At 55.0% G+C, this 20,090-nt stretch carries 17 protein-coding genes and 1 tRNA gene; 11 read left to right on the top strand and 7 right to left on the bottom strand.

The window, feature by feature from the left end; translation table 11 throughout:
- Positions 1-73 precede the first annotated feature (73 nt).
- Positions 74-1,072, top strand: a complete 999-nt coding sequence (gene mgrA, locus DDZ13_RS07230) for an L-glyceraldehyde 3-phosphate reductase (protein WP_110130769.1) — start codon at positions 74-76, stop codon at positions 1,070-1,072.
- A gap of 159 nt (positions 1,073-1,231) precedes the next feature.
- On the opposite strand, the gene DDZ13_RS07225 is transcribed toward mgrA, so the two are convergent.
- Positions 1,232-2,113 (bottom strand): YicC/YloC family endoribonuclease, encoded by an 882-nt coding sequence (locus DDZ13_RS07225; protein ID WP_110130768.1) that lies wholly within the window; start codon positions 2,111-2,113, stop codon positions 1,232-1,234.
- 184 nt (positions 2,114-2,297) lie between these two features.
- Between DDZ13_RS07225 and serA the strand changes: the two genes are divergently transcribed.
- The 3 genes from serA (at position 2,298) to DDZ13_RS07210 (ending at position 5,902) form a co-directional block, all read left to right on the top strand.
- Positions 2,298-3,884, top strand: coding sequence for a phosphoglycerate dehydrogenase (gene serA, locus DDZ13_RS07220; protein ID WP_110130924.1), 1,587 nt, complete (start codon positions 2,298-2,300; stop codon positions 3,882-3,884).
- A gap of 93 nt (positions 3,885-3,977) precedes the next feature.
- Positions 3,978-4,571, top strand: a complete 594-nt coding sequence (gene plsY / locus DDZ13_RS07215; RefSeq protein ID WP_110130767.1) for a glycerol-3-phosphate 1-O-acyltransferase PlsY — start codon at positions 3,978-3,980, stop codon at positions 4,569-4,571.
- Positions 4,571-5,902, top strand: coding sequence for a homoserine dehydrogenase (locus tag DDZ13_RS07210; protein ID WP_110130766.1), 1,332 nt, complete (start codon positions 4,571-4,573; stop codon positions 5,900-5,902). Before plsY ends, DDZ13_RS07210 begins: the two co-directional genes overlap by 1 nt.
- Positions 5,903-6,072: 170 nt before the next feature.
- On the opposite strand, the gene DDZ13_RS07205 is transcribed toward DDZ13_RS07210, so the two are convergent.
- The 5 genes from DDZ13_RS07205 to DDZ13_RS07185 form a co-directional block, all read right to left on the bottom strand.
- Positions 6,073-7,572, bottom strand: a complete 1,500-nt coding sequence (locus tag DDZ13_RS07205; RefSeq protein WP_110130765.1) for a pyruvate carboxylase subunit B — start codon at positions 7,570-7,572, stop codon at positions 6,073-6,075.
- Between the two features lie 174 nt (positions 7,573-7,746).
- Positions 7,747-7,822: transfer RNA gene (locus tag DDZ13_RS07200), tRNA-Thr, on the bottom strand.
- 446 nt (positions 7,823-8,268) lie between these two features.
- The gene (locus tag DDZ13_RS07195; RefSeq protein WP_110130764.1) at positions 8,269-8,988 is read right to left on the bottom strand and encodes a galactose-binding domain-containing protein; all 720 of its coding nucleotides are present in this window, start codon (positions 8,986-8,988) and stop codon (positions 8,269-8,271) included.
- Positions 8,989-8,997: 9 nt separating this feature from the next.
- On the bottom strand, positions 8,998-10,386 hold the full coding sequence (locus tag DDZ13_RS07190) for a Gfo/Idh/MocA family protein (RefSeq protein WP_110130763.1): 1,389 nt from the start codon (positions 10,384-10,386) through the stop codon (positions 8,998-9,000).
- Positions 10,387-10,408: 22 nt separating this feature from the next.
- Complete coding sequence (locus DDZ13_RS07185; RefSeq protein WP_110130762.1) at positions 10,409-10,924, bottom strand: hypothetical protein; 516 nt, start codon at positions 10,922-10,924, stop codon at positions 10,409-10,411.
- A gap of 269 nt (positions 10,925-11,193) precedes the next feature.
- Here DDZ13_RS07185 and DDZ13_RS07180 point away from each other — a divergent pair, with 269 nt between their 5' ends.
- Genes DDZ13_RS07180 through DDZ13_RS07150 form a run of 7 tightly spaced genes read left to right on the top strand, consistent with a single transcriptional unit; the run spans position 11,194 to position 18,804 of the window.
- Entirely contained in the window at positions 11,194-12,030 is an 837-nt protein-coding gene (locus tag DDZ13_RS07180) for an AraC family transcriptional regulator (RefSeq protein ID WP_110130761.1), read from the top strand.
- Between the two features lie 24 nt (positions 12,031-12,054).
- Positions 12,055-13,656, top strand: a complete 1,602-nt coding sequence (locus tag DDZ13_RS07175; RefSeq protein WP_233246111.1) for an MFS transporter — start codon at positions 12,055-12,057, stop codon at positions 13,654-13,656.
- 27 nt (positions 13,657-13,683) lie between these two features.
- Positions 13,684-14,871, top strand: coding sequence for a Gfo/Idh/MocA family protein (locus DDZ13_RS07170; protein ID WP_110130759.1), 1,188 nt, complete (start codon positions 13,684-13,686; stop codon positions 14,869-14,871).
- 11 nt (positions 14,872-14,882) lie between these two features.
- Complete coding sequence (locus DDZ13_RS07165) at positions 14,883-15,533, top strand: ankyrin repeat domain-containing protein (protein WP_110130758.1); 651 nt, start codon at positions 14,883-14,885, stop codon at positions 15,531-15,533.
- 39 nt (positions 15,534-15,572) lie between these two features.
- Complete coding sequence (locus tag DDZ13_RS07160) at positions 15,573-16,724, top strand: 3-keto-disaccharide hydrolase (protein WP_110130757.1); 1,152 nt, start codon at positions 15,573-15,575, stop codon at positions 16,722-16,724.
- Between the two features lie 41 nt (positions 16,725-16,765).
- A complete protein-coding gene (locus tag DDZ13_RS07155) occupies positions 16,766-17,800 on the top strand; it encodes a sugar phosphate isomerase/epimerase family protein (RefSeq protein ID WP_110130756.1) in 1,035 nt (344 codons plus the stop codon).
- Between the two features lie 26 nt (positions 17,801-17,826).
- A complete protein-coding gene (locus DDZ13_RS07150; protein WP_110130755.1) occupies positions 17,827-18,804 on the top strand; it encodes a ThuA domain-containing protein in 978 nt (325 codons plus the stop codon).
- A 224-nt stretch (positions 18,805-19,028) separates the two neighbouring features.
- Here DDZ13_RS07150 and DDZ13_RS07145 read toward each other — a convergent pair whose 3' ends face one another.
- Positions 19,029-20,072, bottom strand: coding sequence for a Gfo/Idh/MocA family protein (locus DDZ13_RS07145; RefSeq protein ID WP_110130754.1), 1,044 nt, complete (start codon positions 20,070-20,072; stop codon positions 19,029-19,031).
- Positions 20,073-20,090: the final 18 nt, after the last annotated feature.

Genomic DNA, 20,090 nt, shown 5'->3' with positions numbered 1-20,090 from the left:
TGAGAGTGGGCAATGCACGACTTTTTATGAAAGCGTGTTGATGTTTTCTCTCTAGCTGGCAGTTATCATTTACATGACTTACGAAGCCAAAAACGAGCGATACGAGACTATGTCCTACAAACGTTGTGGCCACAGCGGGCTCAAGCTGCCGAGGCTTTCACTCGGGTTATGGCACAATTTCGGAGATGTGGACGAGCTCGAGAATTCGCGCCGGCTTTTGCGCTATGCTTTTGATGCTGGCATCACGCACTTTGATCTGGCCAATAATTACGGTCCGCCTCCCGGTTCGGCAGAACGTAATTTCGGGCGGATTCTGGCGGAGGATTTTGGGTCCTACCGGGACGAGTTGATCATCTCGAGCAAGGCAGGCTACCACATGTGGTCCGGTCCTTATGGTGAATGGGGTTCTCGCAAATACATGTTGGCCAGTTTGGACCAAAGCCTGGAACGGATGGGGCTGGATTATGTTGATATTTTCTACAGCCACCGTTACGACCCTGAGACGCCTTTGGAGGAGACGATGGGAGCGCTCGACACGGCGGTGAGGTCGGGCAAGGCGCTCTACGCCGGAATTTCAAACTACTACGATCCGGAAGTCTTCAGTCGGGCCGTCGGGATCCTGCAGGAGCTCGGCACGCCCTGTCTGATTCATCAGCCCCGCTACAGTATGTTGGATCGCAAGGTGGAAGGGCAGTTGCTGGCGACCCAGGAAAAACTCGGGGTTGGCTCGATCGTCTTTTCACCGCTGGAGCAGGGGATTCTTACCGGTCGATATCTCGACGGGATTCCGGAAGATTCGCGGGCCGGTCGTTCAGATAGCCCGTTTTTACAGCCGGACAAGGTCGAGGAAACCATGCTGATAGTCCGGGAATTGAATCAGATTGCCCGGGATCGTGGCCAAAGCCTGGCGCAGATGGCGATCAGCTGGGTGCTGCGGCAGTCAGCGGTAACGTCCGCGGTGATCGGGGCGAGCCGGGTGGAACAGATCGAGGATCTCCTGCCAACGGTTGATGCCGCTGAGTTCAGTGACGAAGAACTGCAGGCCATCGACCAGGCCTGCGGGCTAAGCTAATTGGAATTATTATAATAGTTTCTGCGTAGGAGTGGTGCTAGTCGCCACCCGAGAGTGATGTTTTGAACCTTAAAGTCTCGTGTGCCTTCCCGAACTTTCGCGGGCTTCCCGAAAGAAAGCCCCTACCAAGGTTGATGCTTCTGTGTACGGTCTAAAAGGTTATTCCACATTTTGCACCTGTTCCCGAATTCGCTCGAGGGCGTTTTTCCCTTCGATCACGGCGCGGGTGATTTCAATCTGATTGGCTTTACTGCCAATGGTGTTGAACTCGCGGTGGATTTCCTGGCAGAGAAAGTCCATTTTGCGTCCACTGCCTGCTTTTGACCGGCTGAGCTCGTTGAATTGTTCGAAGTGACTGCCCAAACGGGTGATCTCCTCGGAAATGTCGCAACGGTCGGCGAAAAGCGCCACTTCCTTGAGGACACGTTCATCACTGGCGTCGAGTTCGAGTTCAAGCTGGTTGAGGCGTTCCATCAATGCAGTCCGATAGGAGGCAACCGTGCCCTCAGCATGGCCGGCGATCTCCTGGCGGAGCGTCTTCATATCGGCAACGCGCGCCTGCAAATCGGATTGCAAGGCTTGGCCCTCTTTCTCCCGCATGGAGTTGAGGTCGTTGAGCGCCTGCTCGAAAGCTTTCTGCAGGGGCTCCTCCAATTCGCGCCAATCGGGAAGGGCGGCTTTTTCCTGAATGCTCTGGGCGATTTTCAGTATGAGGCTGCCGTCTGCATTCAGGGAGACACCGTTTTTTACGGCAAATGCCTTCAACCGGTTGAGCGTTTGCTCCATTAGTTCTTCGTTCCATTCCGGGCCGTTGCTCTCCGAGTCGATGGACTGCGCTTTGATCGCGACGTTGAGGCGGCCCCGCTCGAATTTTCCTTTGAGCCACTCATTACATTTCTGGTCGAGGCCGTTCCACTCCCGCGGGCTCGATAAGTTTAAATCGAGCGTCTTGCGGTTCACCGAAGTGATCTCGACCTGAAGCTTGAGTTTATGGGTGGGAGCTTCCGTCATTCCGGAGCCATAGCCTGTCATACTGCGCATAGGTGAGTTCTATGGTATGATTTTGGGCTGGCGCGATCTATTTTTTGAATCGAGATAGGATCGGCTTCTGGACGAAGCCATGGCATCCGCAAGCGGAGCCGCTACGGTAAGCTACGTCCAGGGGGGCACCAAGTTTTCGTTGCAATCCGGCATTCGGACTTCTTACTCAGGCTCTTTTTTATTCATGAAAGTACTCATCGCAGACCGCATCTCGCCCATTGGAGTTGATCTATTCAAAGCTGAAGACGGCTTTGACGTTGTTGAAGCCTATGGATCCTCACCGGAGCAGATCCTTGATCTCGTCAAGGATGTCGACGCCATTGCTGTCCGCTCCGACACCAAGGTGACGGCGGATGTGATCGCCGCAGCCCCGAAGCTGAAAGTCGTGGGCCGGGCCGGAGTGGGTGTCGATAATATCGATATCGAAGCCGCCACCGACAACGGCGTGATCGTCATGAATACGCCGACCGGTAATACCATCGCCACGGCTGAGTTGACGTTTACCCATCTCTTGGCGGGCACCCGCCCGATCGTGCAAGCCTGTGCCACCATGCGTGACGGCGGCTGGGGCCGAAAGGATTACACCGGTTCGGAGCTCAACCAGAAGACCCTCGGTGTCCTGGGGATGGGGCGTATCGGTGCCGAAGTCGCGAAGCGCGCCCAGGCTTTCCAGATGGAAGTGCTGGCTTACGATCCTTACCTGACCGAGTCCCGCGCCAACAATCTAGGTGTGAAGCTGGCCACGCTGGACGAAGTCATCGAGCAGGCGGACTACATTACCGTCCACATGCCGCTCACCGCGGAAACAAAGCACATGCTGAATGCCGATGCATTCGGCCGGATGAAGGACGGGGTTCGCGTCTTTAACTGTGCGCGTGGTGGCATCATCGAGGAGGCTGCCCTGATTGAGGCACTTAACTCGGGTAAAGTCGCCGCCGCCGGCCTCGATGTTTACGAAGACGAGCCGCCCGCGGAAGACAGTCCGCTGCGCAGCATCAAAAATCTGGTTCTGACACCACACCTCGGGGCCTCGACCAAAGAGGCTCAGGAAAATGTTGGTATCGACGTGGCCAAGCAGATGATCGATACTTTGAAGGGTGGTATAGTAATCAATGCCCTGAACATGCCTTCTGTTGATCCCAAGGTTCTGGAGAAACTGGCGCCCTACATGACGCTGGGCGAAAAAATCGGCACCTTCTCACAACAACTCGCTCCTGAAGGTGTGGAGAAGGTCAGTATCCGCTACTACGGCAAGATGGTTGAACTCGATACCTTACCGCTGACCAATGCGGTGCAGCGCGGTTATCTCCGCGAGATCTCGGACAACGTGAATAACGTCAATGCGCCCAAGAAAATCGAGCGCCTCGGGATCGATTGCGAAGAGATCAAGAACCGCAACCACGATGAGTTCAATGAATTGATCGAGGTGCAGGTCGTTTGCAAAGGCGGCAAGACACGCACCATCGCCGGGACACTCGTGGGTAAGAATCAACTGCCACGTATCGTGTTGATCGACGGCCACGGGGTCGAAGTCAATACTGACGCTACTCTGCTTGTGCTCAAGAACAAGGACGTGCCCGGTATCGTCGGCTTCATCGGGGTGACCCTCGGCGAGGATGGCTGCAATATTGCCAACATGTCGCTCAGCCGCGACAAGGGGGAAGGATTTGCCGTTTCTGTTTTTGAATTGGATACTGCGCCCTCCGAGGCAGCTGCGAAAAAGATTACCGATCACGACGCGATCGAAAAATACCGCGTCATCAAACTGTAAGTACGTTCAATAGCCGCTTAATCCATGGGGAACTGAATCTGGCCGACGTAAACTTTCCGGCTTCTGACTTCGTGCCTCGGTCTTCTGAATAATATGTCCACCTTAGAAATCATCGTCGTCAGCATTGCCGGCTATCTGATCGGTTCGATCAGCTTTGCGGTGATCCTATCGAAGCGGCAGGGCGTGGACATTTTTACGCAGGGGAGCGGCAACCCCGGAGCGACAAATGTGAAACGCATTCTCGGGGCGAAGTGGGGCAACACAGTTTTTGCCCTCGACGCGTTCAAGGGCCTCGTCGCCGCCGGTTGGCCGGTCCTGATTCTGGGTGAAATTCGTCTCGCCGTCATCGGTCTGATTGCCGCGATCATCGGGCACAGCTTTTCCGTATTTCTGAAGTTCCGCGGGGGCAAAGGCGTGGCCACGACCATGGGTGGGCTGCTGGCCATCATGCCGCTTAGCTTGTTGATCGGCTTGCTGGTTTGGGTGGTCGCCTTCTACCTGACGAAGTTTGTTGCGCTCGCCTCGATCCTCTTTGCGTTCAGCCTGCCGATCAGTGCGTTAAACCTCTACGGCTCGGCCGACCCGCGCTTTACTCTCTCCCTGATGCTCTGCATCCTCATCTTTTTCCGTCACCGCTCCAACGTCAGGCGCCTGCTGCAAGGTAAAGAAAACAGCTTTAAAAAATAATGTCAGAAAAACGCAAAATTCGTATCGGACTGCTTGGTTTCGGTATCGTGGGGCAGGGGGTCTGGAAGAATATTGAAAGGAACCGTGAGGCCCTCGAATATCGTCTCGGTGCCGAGTTGGTCATTTCCGATATTATGGTCAAGGATCTCGCCCGTAAGCGCGAAGTCGAGGTCTCGGAATCACTGCTGACAACCGATGCGGCCCGGGTTGTGGATAACCCGGAGATTGATATTGTCTGCGAATTAATGGGCGGGACGAAGGAAGCGCTGGATCTGACGCGCCGTGCGCTCGAACGGGGCAAGATTGTGGTCAGTGCCAATAAAGCCCTGATTTGTGAGCACGGTGAAGAACTCTTCCGTATCGCCCGGGAGAATGGAGCGCACTACTTTTTCGAAGCGTCGGTGGCCGGTGGGATCCCGATTATCAAGACCATACGTGAAGCTCTGGTGGCCAATCGCTTTAGCCTCATCTACGGCATTCTCAACGGCACCTCCAACTACATCCTGACACGAATGGAGCGGGAGGGCATCAGCTTCGAAGAGACGCTGGTGGATGCCCGACGGCTCGGTTATGTCGAGGCGGATGAAGCACTCGATCTTGATGGAATTGATGCGGCCCATAAAACCGTCATTCTGACTTATCTGGCCCACGGCAAATGGGTGAAGCTCGAGGATATAATCTGCGAGGGGATTCGTAAGATCACCACCGATGATATCGAGATCGCCGGGCAGCTCGGATTTAAGATCAAATTGCTTGCGGTGATTAAGCGCGATTTCGAGGCCAATCAATTGTCCGTTCGCCTGCACCCGGCCTTGATTGCCAAGAAAGAAGTCATCGCTGGGGTGGATGGTGTTTACAATGGCGTCAGTGTGACCGGGGATGTGGTTGGCACGACCTTTTTGATTGGCCGCGGTGCGGGGCAGGATGCGACTTCCAGTTCCGTGATCAGTGACATCTCAGATGCGGTCTTCATGCTCCGTGGCGCACCGCCACAGGCGATCTCCAAAGAGGATGAGGAACTTTATGCCCAACTCGCCGAAGGCTTGGAATTGTCCAAGGCTGAAGACCTTAAAGGCTGTTATTATGTCCGCATAAGCGTCAGGGACGAGGAAGGGGTATTGGCTAAAGTCACCGATATCATGGCCCGGGAACACATTAGCATTTCCTCGGTGAACCAGAAGGAGTTCGGGGACGGCATGGCTACAGTCATGGTGACCACCCACAAGATCAGCGAGGCGGCCATGCAAAGTGCCAAGGAGGCTCTGGCCGCAGAAGGTGCCGTTGTGGGGCAGCCCGTCAGTTTCCGGATCTTCAAGCCGGAAGAAGGCTGATCAAAACGGAGTGTGGACATTCCTGTCCACCATGCCTGAGCCCGAGCGCAGTATCTTGTCGCCGAAGCGCTTCCGCTTTGGTCAGTAGGTAGTAGTATCTTGTAGCCGAAGCGCTTACGCTTTGGTCAGTAAGTCTTCAACGCAGCCGAAGCGCTTCCGCTTAGGTGACACTAGATCACTTCCTCGACGCCGACCTCAATACGTTTGCCATTGATCGTGAGACCGTATCGCTTCTGCGGTCCGGCGCTTGTGGCCGTTTCAGGTGCCGGGGTCGGTTTTGGTGTTTCTGCAGGTTTGGCGACCGGCTTCGGCTTGTTCGTGCCCTTGAGGTGAGCTTCAAGTTGTGGCGGGAACATGGCGTGAATGACGCAGTGCTCGGGATCGCTTGGGAAGTTCTTGGCCTCAAGCTCCTTCTTCAGGTCGTCCATGTGCTTGTGCTCAGCTCCGGGGGCTTCGACCGGGCGGCAGGTGATTGGCTCCTTGCCGGCCTGCTTGGCCGCAAGTTTCTGCACTTCCGGGTCGACCGGTGCAGGGCAGCGCCCGTAGTAGCCAAGTGCAATATCGGCGGCTTGTGGCGAGATCTGTTTCCAGCGGCCGAATTTCACATTCAGGAAAGCCTGCATGCCCACGATCTGGGAGGTCGGCGTGACCAGGGGGATCCAGCCGAGCGCTTCACGCACCACCGGGATCTCGCGGAAAACCTCCTCGAACTTATCCTCCATCTTCTGCTCCCTGAGTTGGGTGCGGAAGTTGGAGAGCATCCCGCCCGGCACTTGATATTCAAGGGTGTCGACATCGATCACCTCGTTCTTGTGTCCGGTAAAGTCGCTGAGCTCACCATACGCTTTTTCCAGATGGGTGCGCATTTCCCGGAGTGAGGCCATTTGCCCCTCGCTGACTTCCGGGCATCGGGAGTGGCCCTTAAGAAGCGCCAACATCCGTGTGGTGTCCGGTTGGCCGGTGCCATTGGCAAAAGGGGAGATGGAGAGGTCGATCGCATCCACGCCCGCATCGATGGCCGACATGTAGGTGCTGGCCCCCAGGCCGGCCGTGTCGTGGGTATGAATCCAGACAGGGATCTTCAGCTTTTCCTTCAGTCCTTTGACGATGTAGAAGGCGTCCATCGGCGGGATCAGGCCCGCCATGTCCTTGATCACGATGGCATCGCAGCCCATCTTCTCCAGCTCCACGCCCATCTCGATGAATTTCTCCACCGTATGAACGGGGCTATTGGTGTAGCAAATTGTGCCGTGCGCCTGCTGGCCCGCCGCCTTGGCCGCGTCGATCGCACACTTCATGTTCCGGGTGTCGTTGAGCGCATCGAAGATCCGGAAAATATTCATCCCGTGATCGGCCGAGGTTTTGACGAAGGCCTCGACCACATCGTCGGGGAAGTGGGCGTATTGCACAATGTTCTGCCCGCGCAACAGCATCATGTGCGGGGTTTTCGGACAGGCTTTCTTTAGAGCATCCAATCGGTCGAAGGGAAACTCATCCAAAAAGCGCAGCCCCGAGTCGATGGTGGCCCCGCCCCAGGTTTCCAAAGCGCCGAAGCCCCAGTTGTCGAGTTGTTCGCATATCGGGAGCATCTGCTCAGTCCGCATCCGGGTGGAGGCGAGGCTCTGGTGACCGTCACGAAGGACGTTGTTGTTAAGTATAACTGATTCCATTCTTATGAGATATTAGTAATTCTTAATACAAGCAGCTGCTTTGAGCAAGTCTATTCTTTACAGAATTTGAACGATTACTGCACAAAAAACTACCGACAATTGAACGGTTTGGACACAAAAAAAGTCGTCCGGTATAACCGGGCGACTGGCGCTCTCCATCAAAGGTCGGGGAGGTGGAGCCGAAGATCGGATTTGAACCGACGACCTACTCATTACGAATGAGTTGCTCTACCAGCTGAGCTACTTCGGCATATTGTTGTCTTGCACTTATCTTCAGAAAGAAAAGCGGCCGGCTTATCAATTATTAAATGAAGGCTCGTCCAATAATTTTGTGAGAACTCACTTTTTGAATAACGTACAGTGTGATGGCTTCGTTCCGCTTTAGCCGTGCAATCGATCGAGTCGGCTCTATTGTTTGCACGTGCGGGCAGCCGGCTAAAGCAGGCTGCCGACGATGGCGAATCGTGTACACGTTTATAGTCCTTAACTTAGCGCTACCCAGATGTGGCGGTATATAGCTCTTAGTGATGGCACGCCAGTGCCGTCTCTTGGTCAACACGGGAGCTATTTCGACCTTGCTGGCGCAAGTTCGCTGTTAAGATAGAATCATAACGTTTTGAAAAAGTTTTTGGGCAGTGACACACAAAAAAGCCCGCTGCGAACAGCGGGCTTTGAAAAGATAACGTGAAGACTCGATTACTCGGCGACACCAAACACTTCCACTTCAATGTAGTGGTTCATGTCGTTCGATGTGTTACCATTGCTGTAAAGGCGGACGTACTGCGCGTTTGTGCCCTTGGCATCAATCAGCTTACCAAAGCGGGTTTCGACGTAGGGTTTGCCGGAGCCTTTACCCATTTCAGCGGAGTTGTCATAGTCGTTGTTGAAGAGAGTGGTGACACCTTCCTTGAACTCAGGATCGTTGGAAACCTGAACAATGACGTCATGGTAAGCGCGGGCTTGTGAGTGGTAGTGCCAGATCCAGATCGCGCTCAGGTCGGCAGGAGCTTCCAAGTCGATTTGAACCCACTGTAGACCGTCCATAAGCTCCACGAAGTAACCTTCACCGGCTTCCTTGTCACCGTCGGTGATGTAGGCGAGGTCGCCAATGATAGGCCAGTCGTCTGAACCGGTAACCGGCTTGCCTGCGGAGAGCAGGGCCGTGCCTTCCGGTACCATGAGCGAGGGCGCGCTGGATGGTGCCTGCTCGAGGTTAGGCACTTTAATCGGTTGCGGTGTACCTTCGATCAGTTCCGGTGGGATGTCAGTTTTCAGCGCTGTGCTGCCGCCGGATGAGGCGGATGCGCCGTCATTGCCGCCGGAAGAAGCGGATTCGTCAGAAGCACCGCCCTTATCGCCGCATGCGGCAAAGAGCAGAGCACTGAGTGCAAGTGTAAGAGGTGTCAGATACTTCATATGTGTTGTTTAGGTGTGTAGATGTTCGTCGGTGAATTTGATGATTTCCTTGCTCTCCGCAGCAGGGTTGACCCAATAGATTGGGGCCTCGGATTCGAGAGCATGGCGCGCATCACAGGTTAACTTGGCCTTTCCGCGAATCGCGTCGAGGAAGTTTTCGATGTGCGGCTGGTGCGGGGGCTTGGAGAGGCCGCCGGGAAGCGCATATTTGTCCGGCGGAGCGGATTCGTAGGACGCAATCGCATCGCTGCCACCGGCGGCGACACCGGCTGCTTCCTTCTTCAAATAACCGCGGCTGACCAGTTCGTCCCACTTTGCGCCGTCGGCACCGGACTCTTTGTAGATGTTGGTGTAGGCTTCGCGTTCGGAGATCTCGATGGTGCCGTCCGTGCCCATAAAGGACTCGTAGTAACCGCCACCGGCACTGGTGGTGGTGAGCACCTGATAAAACGCGCGGGCATTGCCTTGTGGTGTTTCGTAGTCGAAGACACACATGACGTTATCGAAGTGTTCGCGGTCCTTGAAGTAGCTGCGACCACCGGAGGCCATGACCGAGGTGGGCCGGGCATCGAGGAACCAGTTGAAGATGTCGATCTGGTGAGCGCCCAGGTCGGAGATCGGACCGCCGGAAAGTGCTTTGTAGAAGCGCCAGTTGAGGAAGCGGTGGCGGAGTTCTTCCTGTGTCAGTTTCTTGTCCGTGCCGTTGTTGAAGCCTGCCTCCCTGAGCACGTCAGCTTCGGGAAGAATGGACGGCTTGGAAACAATATCCTGGGATGAACTCAGCGCGCGATTCCACTGACCGTTGATGTTGATGATCTGGCCGCAGATTTTGTGCTTTTTGATCAGTTCCTCCAGAGTGAACTGGTAACGGGGATTGCTCCGGCGTTGGTGTCCAATTTGGCAGAGCTTACCGGTGCGATCCATGGCATCGACCATGCTGCGGGCACCCTCGAGGGTGTTGGACATCATCTTTTCGCAGTAGACGTGCACCCCGGCTTCAAGTGCCATGACCGTATGCGGCGCATGCCAGAAGTCAGGTGTGGCGACAAAGACGGCATCCATGTTGTCCGCTTCTTTTTCCAGCATTTCCTCGACGCTCAGGTAGCGTTTGATGCTAGTGTCGAAGCGACCGCGAATGGCACCGAAAGTCCGCCCCAGACGGTCTTTCATGATGTCGGCCGCAGCGACATACTTGATGCCGGGGATGTTGACCATCGCGTTGAAAAGAACTTCGTGCTGTTTGCCACAGCCGATAAAACCAACGCGAACCGGATCGTCTGCCGTTCCGGCGGGTCCTGCCTTGAGAATGGATGGTGCGCCCATCATGAGGCCGGCACCTGCGGCCCCCTTGGTGATGAAGTCGCGGCGGGAGAGTGTGGAAGTAACCTCGGTATTCATAATGCTTATAAAAGAGGTGAAATTACCACTTTTTCAAGATGGCGAAGCGATTATATTTGGCCAGTGCGAGGGCCGCGACAATCAGCAAAATGTGTGTGCCCAACCAAGCCACACCGGAACTTTGGTTGATGAGGATGAGGCCGAAAGTCAGGCTGGTGTAGAGCAGGCCCATGGCAAACAGCGTAAAGCGGGTTGCCAGACCGAGAAGGAGGGCGAAGCCGAGAATCAGCAGGGCCGGTCCGAGAATCACATTGTACAGGCTAAGGCCCCAATCCGGAATCAGAGGCTCGCTGGCAAACTTATCGTAAAGCGGGCCGGGCACGCCCTGATAGTTCGAGATGGCGTAAGTCTTGTAGCTGGCCGCTTCGGTCAAACCATAGTCATTGGGGGCACCGTCCATCGTCACTGCCTTGGCTGTGGTTCCGGTGCCGGCAAACTTTTCAATGCCGGTTTGAATGGCGCGAATGGCGAGCCAAATGCGCAGCGTGAGCATGCCGAGGGTGAGTCCGAGGTCTGTTTCTTGATTATCGTTTGCCATGACTGGGATGTGTTATTTTGGGTGTGAAAGCCTGAATTTGACATTTATCCTGCCTCTCTTGCAAACAAAATTTTTGAGAAGAAGCTGGATCTTTTGGGAACATGTCGGGTTTTATCGCCGATTCTATTGTTTGTAAGTTGTTGATGATTATGTCCTAAAACAAGAACTTATGCTGAAATATCTGAACTTATCGATTCTTATGTGGCGAAGGAAGAGTTTTGTTCTTGTCAAATTTCGTCAATGAATGCTTTTTCAATGTTCTGCTTAGAATGGAGCCAACACCCCAAGACAGCGATCACCCGGTGAATGTTCAGAAAACATTCTTTGACGCTTTGGCACCGGGTGAATGGATAGCGGAACTCTTCGGTACCGTGCCGGGCGCCTACTTCTTTGTGAAGGACCGGAAAAGCCGATTCATGGGGGGGAGTCAGGATTTTGCCCGGACTTTGGGCGAAAGTCGCATCGAAGCCATGATTGGCAAAACAGACTACGATTACAGTCCGGACTTTCTGGCCGATGCATTTTTTGAAGATGACCAGAGGGTAATGAACACCGGCGAGTCGATTTTTAATCAAATCGAGCTCGTGCCTTCTGCCGACGGCTCCCTGGACTGGCTCTGCACCTCAAAACTTCCCCTTCGTAACAAGCTGGGAGAAGTGGTTGGGATGGCAGGCGTGGCCCGGATTATCAGTGATTCAGATGCGGTCTATGCCGATAACCCGGAAATGCGCCGCATCGTGGACTATGTGCGTGCGCATTACCGTGAAAAATTATCGGTGGCAGACATGGCCCGGGTGGGGGGGATTTCCGTGAGTTCCCAGGAGCGCCTTTTTCGCAAGACCTTCGGCCTGACCCCGCTCATGTATCTTCGCAAGACCCGCTTGAATGCCGCCTGCAAACTATTGCGTGATTCCGAGGTCGGTCTTTCCGATATCGCGGTGCAATGCGGTTTTAATGACCAGACCAATATGACACGCGCATTTCGGCTCGAATTAAAAATTACACCGTTGCGCTACCGGCGTCGCTTCAGTAGCCAAAATAATCAAACATCGCAGCGCGGTTATCTCAACAGCGAAGCCCGCGTCCATGCCTTTGCCCATTCTTAATTACCTCAACCTACAACCCAACCCATGGAACATAGTAAAAACGACAAGATAGTATTCTGGGGCTGCTTTATTGCCCTAATCACCACCTCGATGGCCTTTATTATGCGCGCTGACTTAATCAACAGCGGCATTTGGGCGAACGAGTTCGGCTTGGATAAAGTCCAGTCCGGTGTCCTCTTCGGCGCTGGAATTTGGCCCTTCGCCATAAGTATCATTCTTTTCAGTCTGATTATCGACCGTGTCGGTTACAAGTTTGCCATGCTCTTTAGTTTTGGCTGCTACACCGTTTTCGGGGCGCTCGCTTTAATCGCCTACGGCTTGGTTGACGGGGCCTCTCCGGAAAACCTCGAAGCGGCTCGGAGTAGCGCTTGGAATTACCTCTACTGGGGATCGGTTGTCCTCGGACTTGGCAATGGCACGGTCGAGGCATTCATCAACCCGGTGGTTGCGACACTATTCAAAGACGAAAAATCGAAATGGCTGAACATTCTTCATGCCGGATGGCCGGCCGGTCTGGTTTTCGGGGGTATCCTCTTCATTGTGCTCGGTAGTGCGATCGAAGCGGACTGGCGTGTGCTCATTGCATTTATGTTTGCACCAGCACTGGTCTACTTGGTTATGCTGTTGAAAGCAAAGTTTCCGGTTAACGAACGTGTGGCCGCTGGCTCCAGCTACAAAGAAATGCTGGGCGAACTGGGTGTCGTCGGTGCGCTCGTGGCCTTCACGCTTATCTTTTTTCAACTGGGTCAGGTGATCCCCAATTGGCCGGGATGGCTCACCTGGGTGCTCATCATTGTCAGCGTAGGTGGCTTTGGAGCTTATTGCCGCAAGCTGGGCGATCCTCTTTTGATTTGTCTGGTTATCATTATGATGCCCCTGGCGATCACAGAGCTGGGAACTGATGGTGCAATTTCCGGACTCATGGCTGGTCCATTGCAGGAAATGGGCTGGAGCCCGACGCTCGTCCTTATTTACACATCCGCTATTATGATGGTACTCCGCTTCAACGCCGGTCCTGTTATTCAAAAAATGACCCCTCTCGGTCTGCTGATGGCGTGCTCTGCAGTAGCTATTATTGGTCTTTACCTTCTGTCATTCGCGCATGGCTTGATCTTCATCTTCGCGGCAGCCACGATTTACGGGGTAGCTAAAAGTTACTTTTGGCCTACGATGCTCGGCACGGTAGCGGAGCAGACGCCAAAGGGAGGTGCCCTGACACTTAATGCAATCGCCGGTATTGGTATGCTTTGTGTCGGGATTATCGGCAGCCCTATTATTGGATATTTCCAGGAAAGTTCGGCCAACAAAGCTATTTCCGAGGAAATGCCTGAGGTGCATGACGCGATTGTTGAGGAGAAGGACTTCGAGCTTGGCGGGTATTCAATTGCAAAATACACTGCCGTCAGTCAGCTGGGAGTCTCTGCTCTGCCGGAAGAGCAAAGTGCACAGGCAACAGTGATCCAGGAAAAGGCCAACCAGTCATCGTTGGCGAAAATTACCATATTCCCGGCCTTCATGCTGTTGAGCTACATCGCTCTGTTCCTATACTTTAAAAGCAAAGGCGGCTACAAGCCGAAGGTGCTGGGAAGTGCCAAGCCTGATCCGAACGAAGAAACCGCATTTTAATTCAACCTAAAAAATAGAAACGAAATTATGGCATCCAAACAACCACTCAAAGTCGGTATGGTTGGCGGCGGAGGCGGCGCTTTCATCGCCAACCCCCACCAGAAAGCAATTCACTTCGACGGAACCCGTAAGGTGCATTCCGTGGCCCTGCATCCCGATCCCAAGGTCGCGATGGAGGAAGCGGAGAACTGGCCGTATCCGGTAAAAGGATACGAAAGCTATGATCAAATGATCGAAGCGCAGAAGGATCTGCCGGAAGAGGAGCGTCTCGATTACATCGTCGTCGTGACGCCCAACTTCGTGCACTTCGATCCCTCCTACAAGGCGCTCGAAGCAGGTATCCCCGTTATTTGTGAAAAGCCGCTGACACTGAAGCTTGAAGAGTCCGACAAGCTCGTGGCCAAAGCCAAGGAGAAGAACATTCCCTTCGCGGTGGCCTACACCTATGTCGGGCACTGGACGAGCTGGTTCAGCCGCTTCATCGTACAGAGCGGGCTTCTCGGCGAGATCCGCTGGGTCGACAGTTCTTACATGCAGGGCTGGCTGGCCGATAAGCTGGAAGACACCGGTCAGCAACAGGCGTCCTGGCGCACCGACCCCAAACAGGCCGGCGCATCCGGTGCCGGTGGCGACATCGGCAGCCACGCGCTGGAACAACTGCGCTTTGTCACCGGTCTGGATGTGACGGAAGTTTCCGCGCACTGTGAGTGCATGGTGCCGGGCCGTCCGATCGACGACCATTTCACGGTTTACGGCAAGCTCTCCAACGGCGGTCGCTGCCTGGTGCGTGCGTCCCAGATTTCCCACGGTTCCAAGAATGATCTCGGCATCGTCGTGATCGGCACCAAGGGTACGCTCAAGTGGCGTCAGGAAGATGCCGAGGCGGTTACCATTTGCCTGCCCGGTCAACCGGACCGCACCTATTACCGGGCCTGTGTCGAGGCCAACGACGGCTTCCTCGGCGATGTCCCGCAGTGGTTGCTCGACGAGCCAACGATTCCGTTCGGTCACGTCGAAGCGTTCCACGATGCTTACGCGCGACTCCACCGTGAATTCGAAAAAGACGTCCGCGCATGGAAGGCCGGCGAAGAGTGGAGCAGTGACGGCAGTCGCTACGCCAACGTCGACGACGGTCGCATGGGGCTTGCCTTTATCGATGCCGCCGTCACCTCCCACAAGAACAACAACGAGTGGACCAAGGTCGATCTCGGGTAGAAGGTGTATTCATGAAGTCCCCCCTGTGCGTCGTCCGTTGTCTCGTGATCGTCGGACTTTTGGTCTGCGCCGGTTGTGCGCCGACCGAAAGTTCAAAATACGATACGATAGACGAGGCGATTGCGCAGGGGGATCTTCAGGATGTCCGCCGACAGCTGGAGCTTTATCCGGAACGGGCCAACCAGGGGGAGCACCCCAAATTGCGCCCCCTCCACCAGGCGATCCTGCGCAAAAAAGGTGACATCGCCAAGGCTTTGATTGCGGCGGATGCCGATTTAAATGTAAAGGATTCTTCCCAGCGCACGCCGCTGCATCTGGCGGTGGATCGCGATTTGCCTACGGTTGCATCCGAATTGCTCAAGGCCGGGGCCAAGCCGAACGAGTGGGACAAAGCCGGCTGGACGCCGCTGCACAACGCGGCAGCAAAGAATCGATTGGAGATCACGAAAGTATTGGTTGCGGGCGGTGCGGACGTAAATGTATTGAGCGAGCGCGGTGGCACGCCACTGCACGAAGCGGCGGCCAGCGCTGATACTGAGCTGTTGCAGTTTTTATTGGATCAAGGCGTGGATCCCGCTGTCGAAGCTGATAACGGTGATTCCGCTTACGACGTAGCCGTCGGAGCTGGAAATGACGCCGCCATTAAACTATTAAAAGAGTAGACGCGTGTACCCACGACTCATTCTTAGCATCATAACTGTATGAAAAAAATCCTGATCTTACTCACACTCCTTGCCGGTTTTTCGGCTCTCGATGCCGCCCGTTTTTACGGTGAGCCGCCCGACGAGCATCATCCCTGGGCGGTCCATGATATGAACCGCCCGCAGCCGCCGCTGGTGGTCCCGGGGGATGAATATGGCGATCCGCCATCCGATGCCATCGTCTTGTTCGAGGGCAAGCAAAGTCAGGAAAATTGGAAGCACCTGCGTCCGGATGACAAGCGTAAGAACGATTGGATTTTTACCGACGATTACATGCAGGCGGTTCGCGGCTCCGGCTACATCGCGACCAAGGAGGAATTTGGTGATTGCCAGTTGCACGTCGAATGGGCGGCTCCCGAAGAAGTGCAGGGGAGTGGACAGGGCCGCGGAAACAGTGGTGTCTTTCTGTTGAACGGAATGGTGGAAGTTCAGGTCCTGGACAACTACCGCAATCCGACCTATCCGGACGGCAGCGCCGGTTCGGTGTACGGTGTGATGCCGCCTGCCGCCAACGCTCTAAGGGCTCCCGGTGAGTGGCAGAGCTACGATATTATTTTCCGCCGTCCGATCGTTCGCGATGGTGAAGTTCTTGATTCCGGTCGTTTGACCGTTCTGGTGAACGGTGTCGTGGTGCAGGACAGCACGCCGCTTGAAGGTGGCGGCGGACACAAGACACGTCAGGACCTGGACCGTGTCTTTCCGGAAAAAGGTAGCCTGCGCCTGCAGGACCACGGAAATCCCGTTCGGTTTCGAAATATCTGGTATCGCCCGCTGCGGCCTCGCCCCCTCGACGGCGGTACGGATGGCCGTTTGAGTGTGGAGGCCACCATGAACAAGCGGACGGAGATTGCCGCCAGCATTCGTAAAGACGCACAAAGCATGGAAGGAGTTGACAAGGCCCTTCGCCTGCTCGAATCGATCGTTTATCTGGAAAACAAGGAGGCCCGCGCTGATGCGAATCAACTGATTCAGGCTTACCTCGAGGAATTCGCGGTCGCCTCTGCCGACGACGCCGAATCCTATCGTGGCAAGATGCTGGAACTCGACCGTGCATTCCACTACCTGAAGAAATATCAGTTTATCGATGGTGATAACAAGCTCCTGAAAAAGGTCGACAAGATCTGCAAAGAGCAGGGCTGGAAGAAGCGTTGATTTTTATAACCATAACCTGAAATCCCAAAAACATCATACCTATGTCACGACATGTTACATTATTCACCGGCCAGTGGGCCGACCTTCCCATTGCCGAGCTGGCACCGAAGTCGAAGGAAATGGGCTTCGACGGACTGGAGCTCGCCTGTTGGGGCGATCACTTTGACGTACAGAAGGCCCTGAATGAGTCTGACTACGTCGAAAAGAAGTGGGAACAACTGGAAGCAAATGGTCTGAGCTGCTTCTCAATTTCCAATCACCTTGTGGGGCAGGCCGTCTGCGATCATATCGACGAGCGGCACAAAGCGATTCTGAGTCCCGAGATCTGGGGTGACGGCGATCCCGAGGGGGTTCGCCAGCGGGCCGCACAGGAAATGATCGATACGGCCAAGGCTGCACGTAAATTCTTCGATGCCAAGCCCGGCGGCGCTCCGGAGCGTGTCGTGGTGAACGGCTTTACCGGTTCATCCATCTGGCACTTGCTCTACTCCTTCCCGCCAGTGGTTCCCGGGCAGATCGACGCCGGTTTTGAGGACTTTGCCAAGCGCTGGAAACCGATTATGGACGCTTTTGATAAAGAAGATGTCTATTACGGGCTCGAGGTGCACCCGACTGAAATCGCCTTTGATATCGCCAGCGCGAGACGTGCGCTCGAAGCAATCGGCAACCACAAACGTTTCGGCTTCAACTACGACCCAAGCCACCTAGGCTATCAGGGGGTGGACTACATTAAGTTTATCTACGAATTCCGCGACCAGATCTTCCACGCTCACGTGAAGGATGCCTGGTGGGGTCACTCCAACGGCGATGTCGGGGTCTTTGGTGGTCACACTGATTTTGGTGACTATCGCCGCTACTGGGACTTCCGTTCTCCCGGCAGAGGCGATGTGAACTTCGAGGAAGTGATCGTGGCGCTCAACGATATCGGCTACCACGGTCCGCTTTCCATCGAATGGGAGGACTCGCGCATGGACCGTTTCAGAGGCGGTGCCGAGGCATGTGCCTTCACCAAGGACATGGACTTTTCCGCGAGTGACGTGGCCTTCGATGCCGCCTTCGACAAGGAAAAACAGTAAGCCTTCGAACCGTCTAGTATATCCTTATGAAAGCAGCCTCTCTTCTTTTTCTTGCCTCGACCGTTTGCCTTCAGGCCGCCGTTGATTTTGTTCCGAAATTCAACGACAAACCCGTGTCCGAGGAGCATGCGGAAAAGATAGAGGCTGCTTTACCCGAGGTTCCCGTGGTCGAGCCCGCTGCGAAGCGTCGCATTCTGGTGGTCAGCGCGACCGCCGGTTTTCGTCACAGGTCGATTCCCACCGGTCAATTCGCTCTCGAGAAGATGGGAGCGGCGACCGGGGCTTACGAGACGGTTATTAGTGACGATCCGGCAAATTTCGAACCGGATGTCTTGAAGACCTTTGATTCCGTGGTCCTGCTCAATACCACGCAGGATTTTTTCATGCCGAATAAGAAGGCTCGGAAAAACTACTCGGAAGCAGATCTGGCCTGGTTGCAAGATCGTCACAACCGCCTGATGGATAATCTCATCGACTACGTGAAGGCGGGCGGTGGTTTGGTGGGCATTCACGCCGCGACCGACAGCTGCTACAATCATGAAGCCTACGGTAAAGCCATCGGCGGCTATTTCTGGGGACACCCCTGGGGGGCCAATTCAAAGGTGACGATAGTCGTCGAGGATCCGGAGCATGCCACCAACAAACCGGCGTTCGGCAAGGTGAAAGACTTTCAAATCGTCGAGGAGATCTATCAATTCAAGCCCGAGCCCTACTCGCGGGAAAAACTGCGTATTCTACTGCATCTGGACCCCGAACGGAGTGACGAGGTGAAGGGCATGAGGCGCGAGGATAACGATTACCCGGTTGCCTGGGTCCAGCAAGTGGGCGAAGGCAAAGTCTTTTACAGCAGCCTTGGCCACAACCACCACATTTACTGGAACCCCATGCTGCTGAAGCACTACCTGGCTGGTATCCAGTTCGCCTGTGGCGACTTGGAAGCCGACACCACACCCAGTGCGAAAATCGCCATGCCCAACATGCCGTCATGTTGCGGCGGCCACTAATACCAGTTCCAAGAAGGTTTGTCCTCGTACCGACCTTGCGAGAGCAAGGTCGATCGATCTATACGAGCTGATAATCGACGACACTCCGCCTACGCTCAACGAAGCTTCTCTCTTCACCGGGTTACGCCGGAAAAGACAGCGTGACATGTATCGTGCCATCGCTACAAAGCGAGCCTACCGAGACAGACCTTTCTGAATTCGGTATAAGTGAACTCGATTTTTGACTAAAGCTTAACCAGCTTGCCGTCGTTCTGGGCGGACTCGTAGATCGCCTGGATCAGTTCGACACTCTTGCGCGCTTCCGTGGCCGAAGTGCTCGGCTCGCGACCCTCCTTTATGGAGGCGACGACTTCTTCGAAGTTGCGCTGGTGCTGGTAGAAGTTGATCGCGGTTGGATCGTTGGCTCCCAGGCCGGTATCGGCGCCTTTCATGAACTTGCCGCGGATCTCGTCGTCCTCTGGAGTTTCGTTCATGAAATCCCAGATCTCAAAGCTTTCGTCGGCGAGGAAGACGGAGCCTTCGGTGCCGGCGAGTTGCACACGCGCCGGATGGCCGTCCTTGGACCACGAGCAGGTGCTGCCTTCAATCACGCCGCGGGCGCCATTCTCAAATTCCAAAATCGCCACGGCGATATCCTCCACCTCGATATCGGTGTGCGCGAGGCAGGCGGTATTGGCCTGCACCGATTTGACCGGACCGGCAAGGTAGAGGAGCGCATCGATCGTGTGGATGGATTGATTCATGAGGGCACCGCCGCCATCGAGTGCCCAGGTGCCCCGCCAGCCGGCGGAATCGTAGTAAGCCTGGTCACGATACCACTTCACGTAAGCCGAAGCCGAGGTGAGTTTGCCGAAGCGGCCGGCATCGGCCGCCGCTTTAAAAGCATCCATGCCGGGGTGAAAGCGGCGGTTGAGGACGGCAGCCAGGGTCACGCTCTGTTTCTTGGCCGCAGCCATCATTTCGTCGATACGCTCGGTCGTGATTTCCAGCGGCTTTTCGATGATAACGTGCTTGCCCGCTTTGATCGCCGCCATGGCAGGTTCAAAGTGCGCGCCGGAGGGTGTGCCGATGGTAACGACTTCGATTTCGGGATCCGCGAGCATGACATCCACGGATTCGTAGGCCTTGGTGTTGTATTCCTCGGCAAAGCTGTTGGCCCGTTCGACAGCGCGGTCGGCGACGCCGCCGAGCTCACCGCCCTGCATAGCATCAATTGCTTTGGCGTGAAAGCCGCCAATCATTCCTGTTCCTATTATTCCGAATTTCATAATTTGTTTCTGTAGAGA

This window comes from Coraliomargarita sinensis (assembly GCF_003185655.1).
Classification (GTDB): Bacteria; Verrucomicrobiota; Verrucomicrobiia; order Opitutales; family Coraliomargaritaceae; genus Coraliomargarita_B; species Coraliomargarita_B sinensis.
Note: the sequence above shows the minus strand (reverse complement) of the source record. Positions and strands in the feature narration are given on the sequence as shown.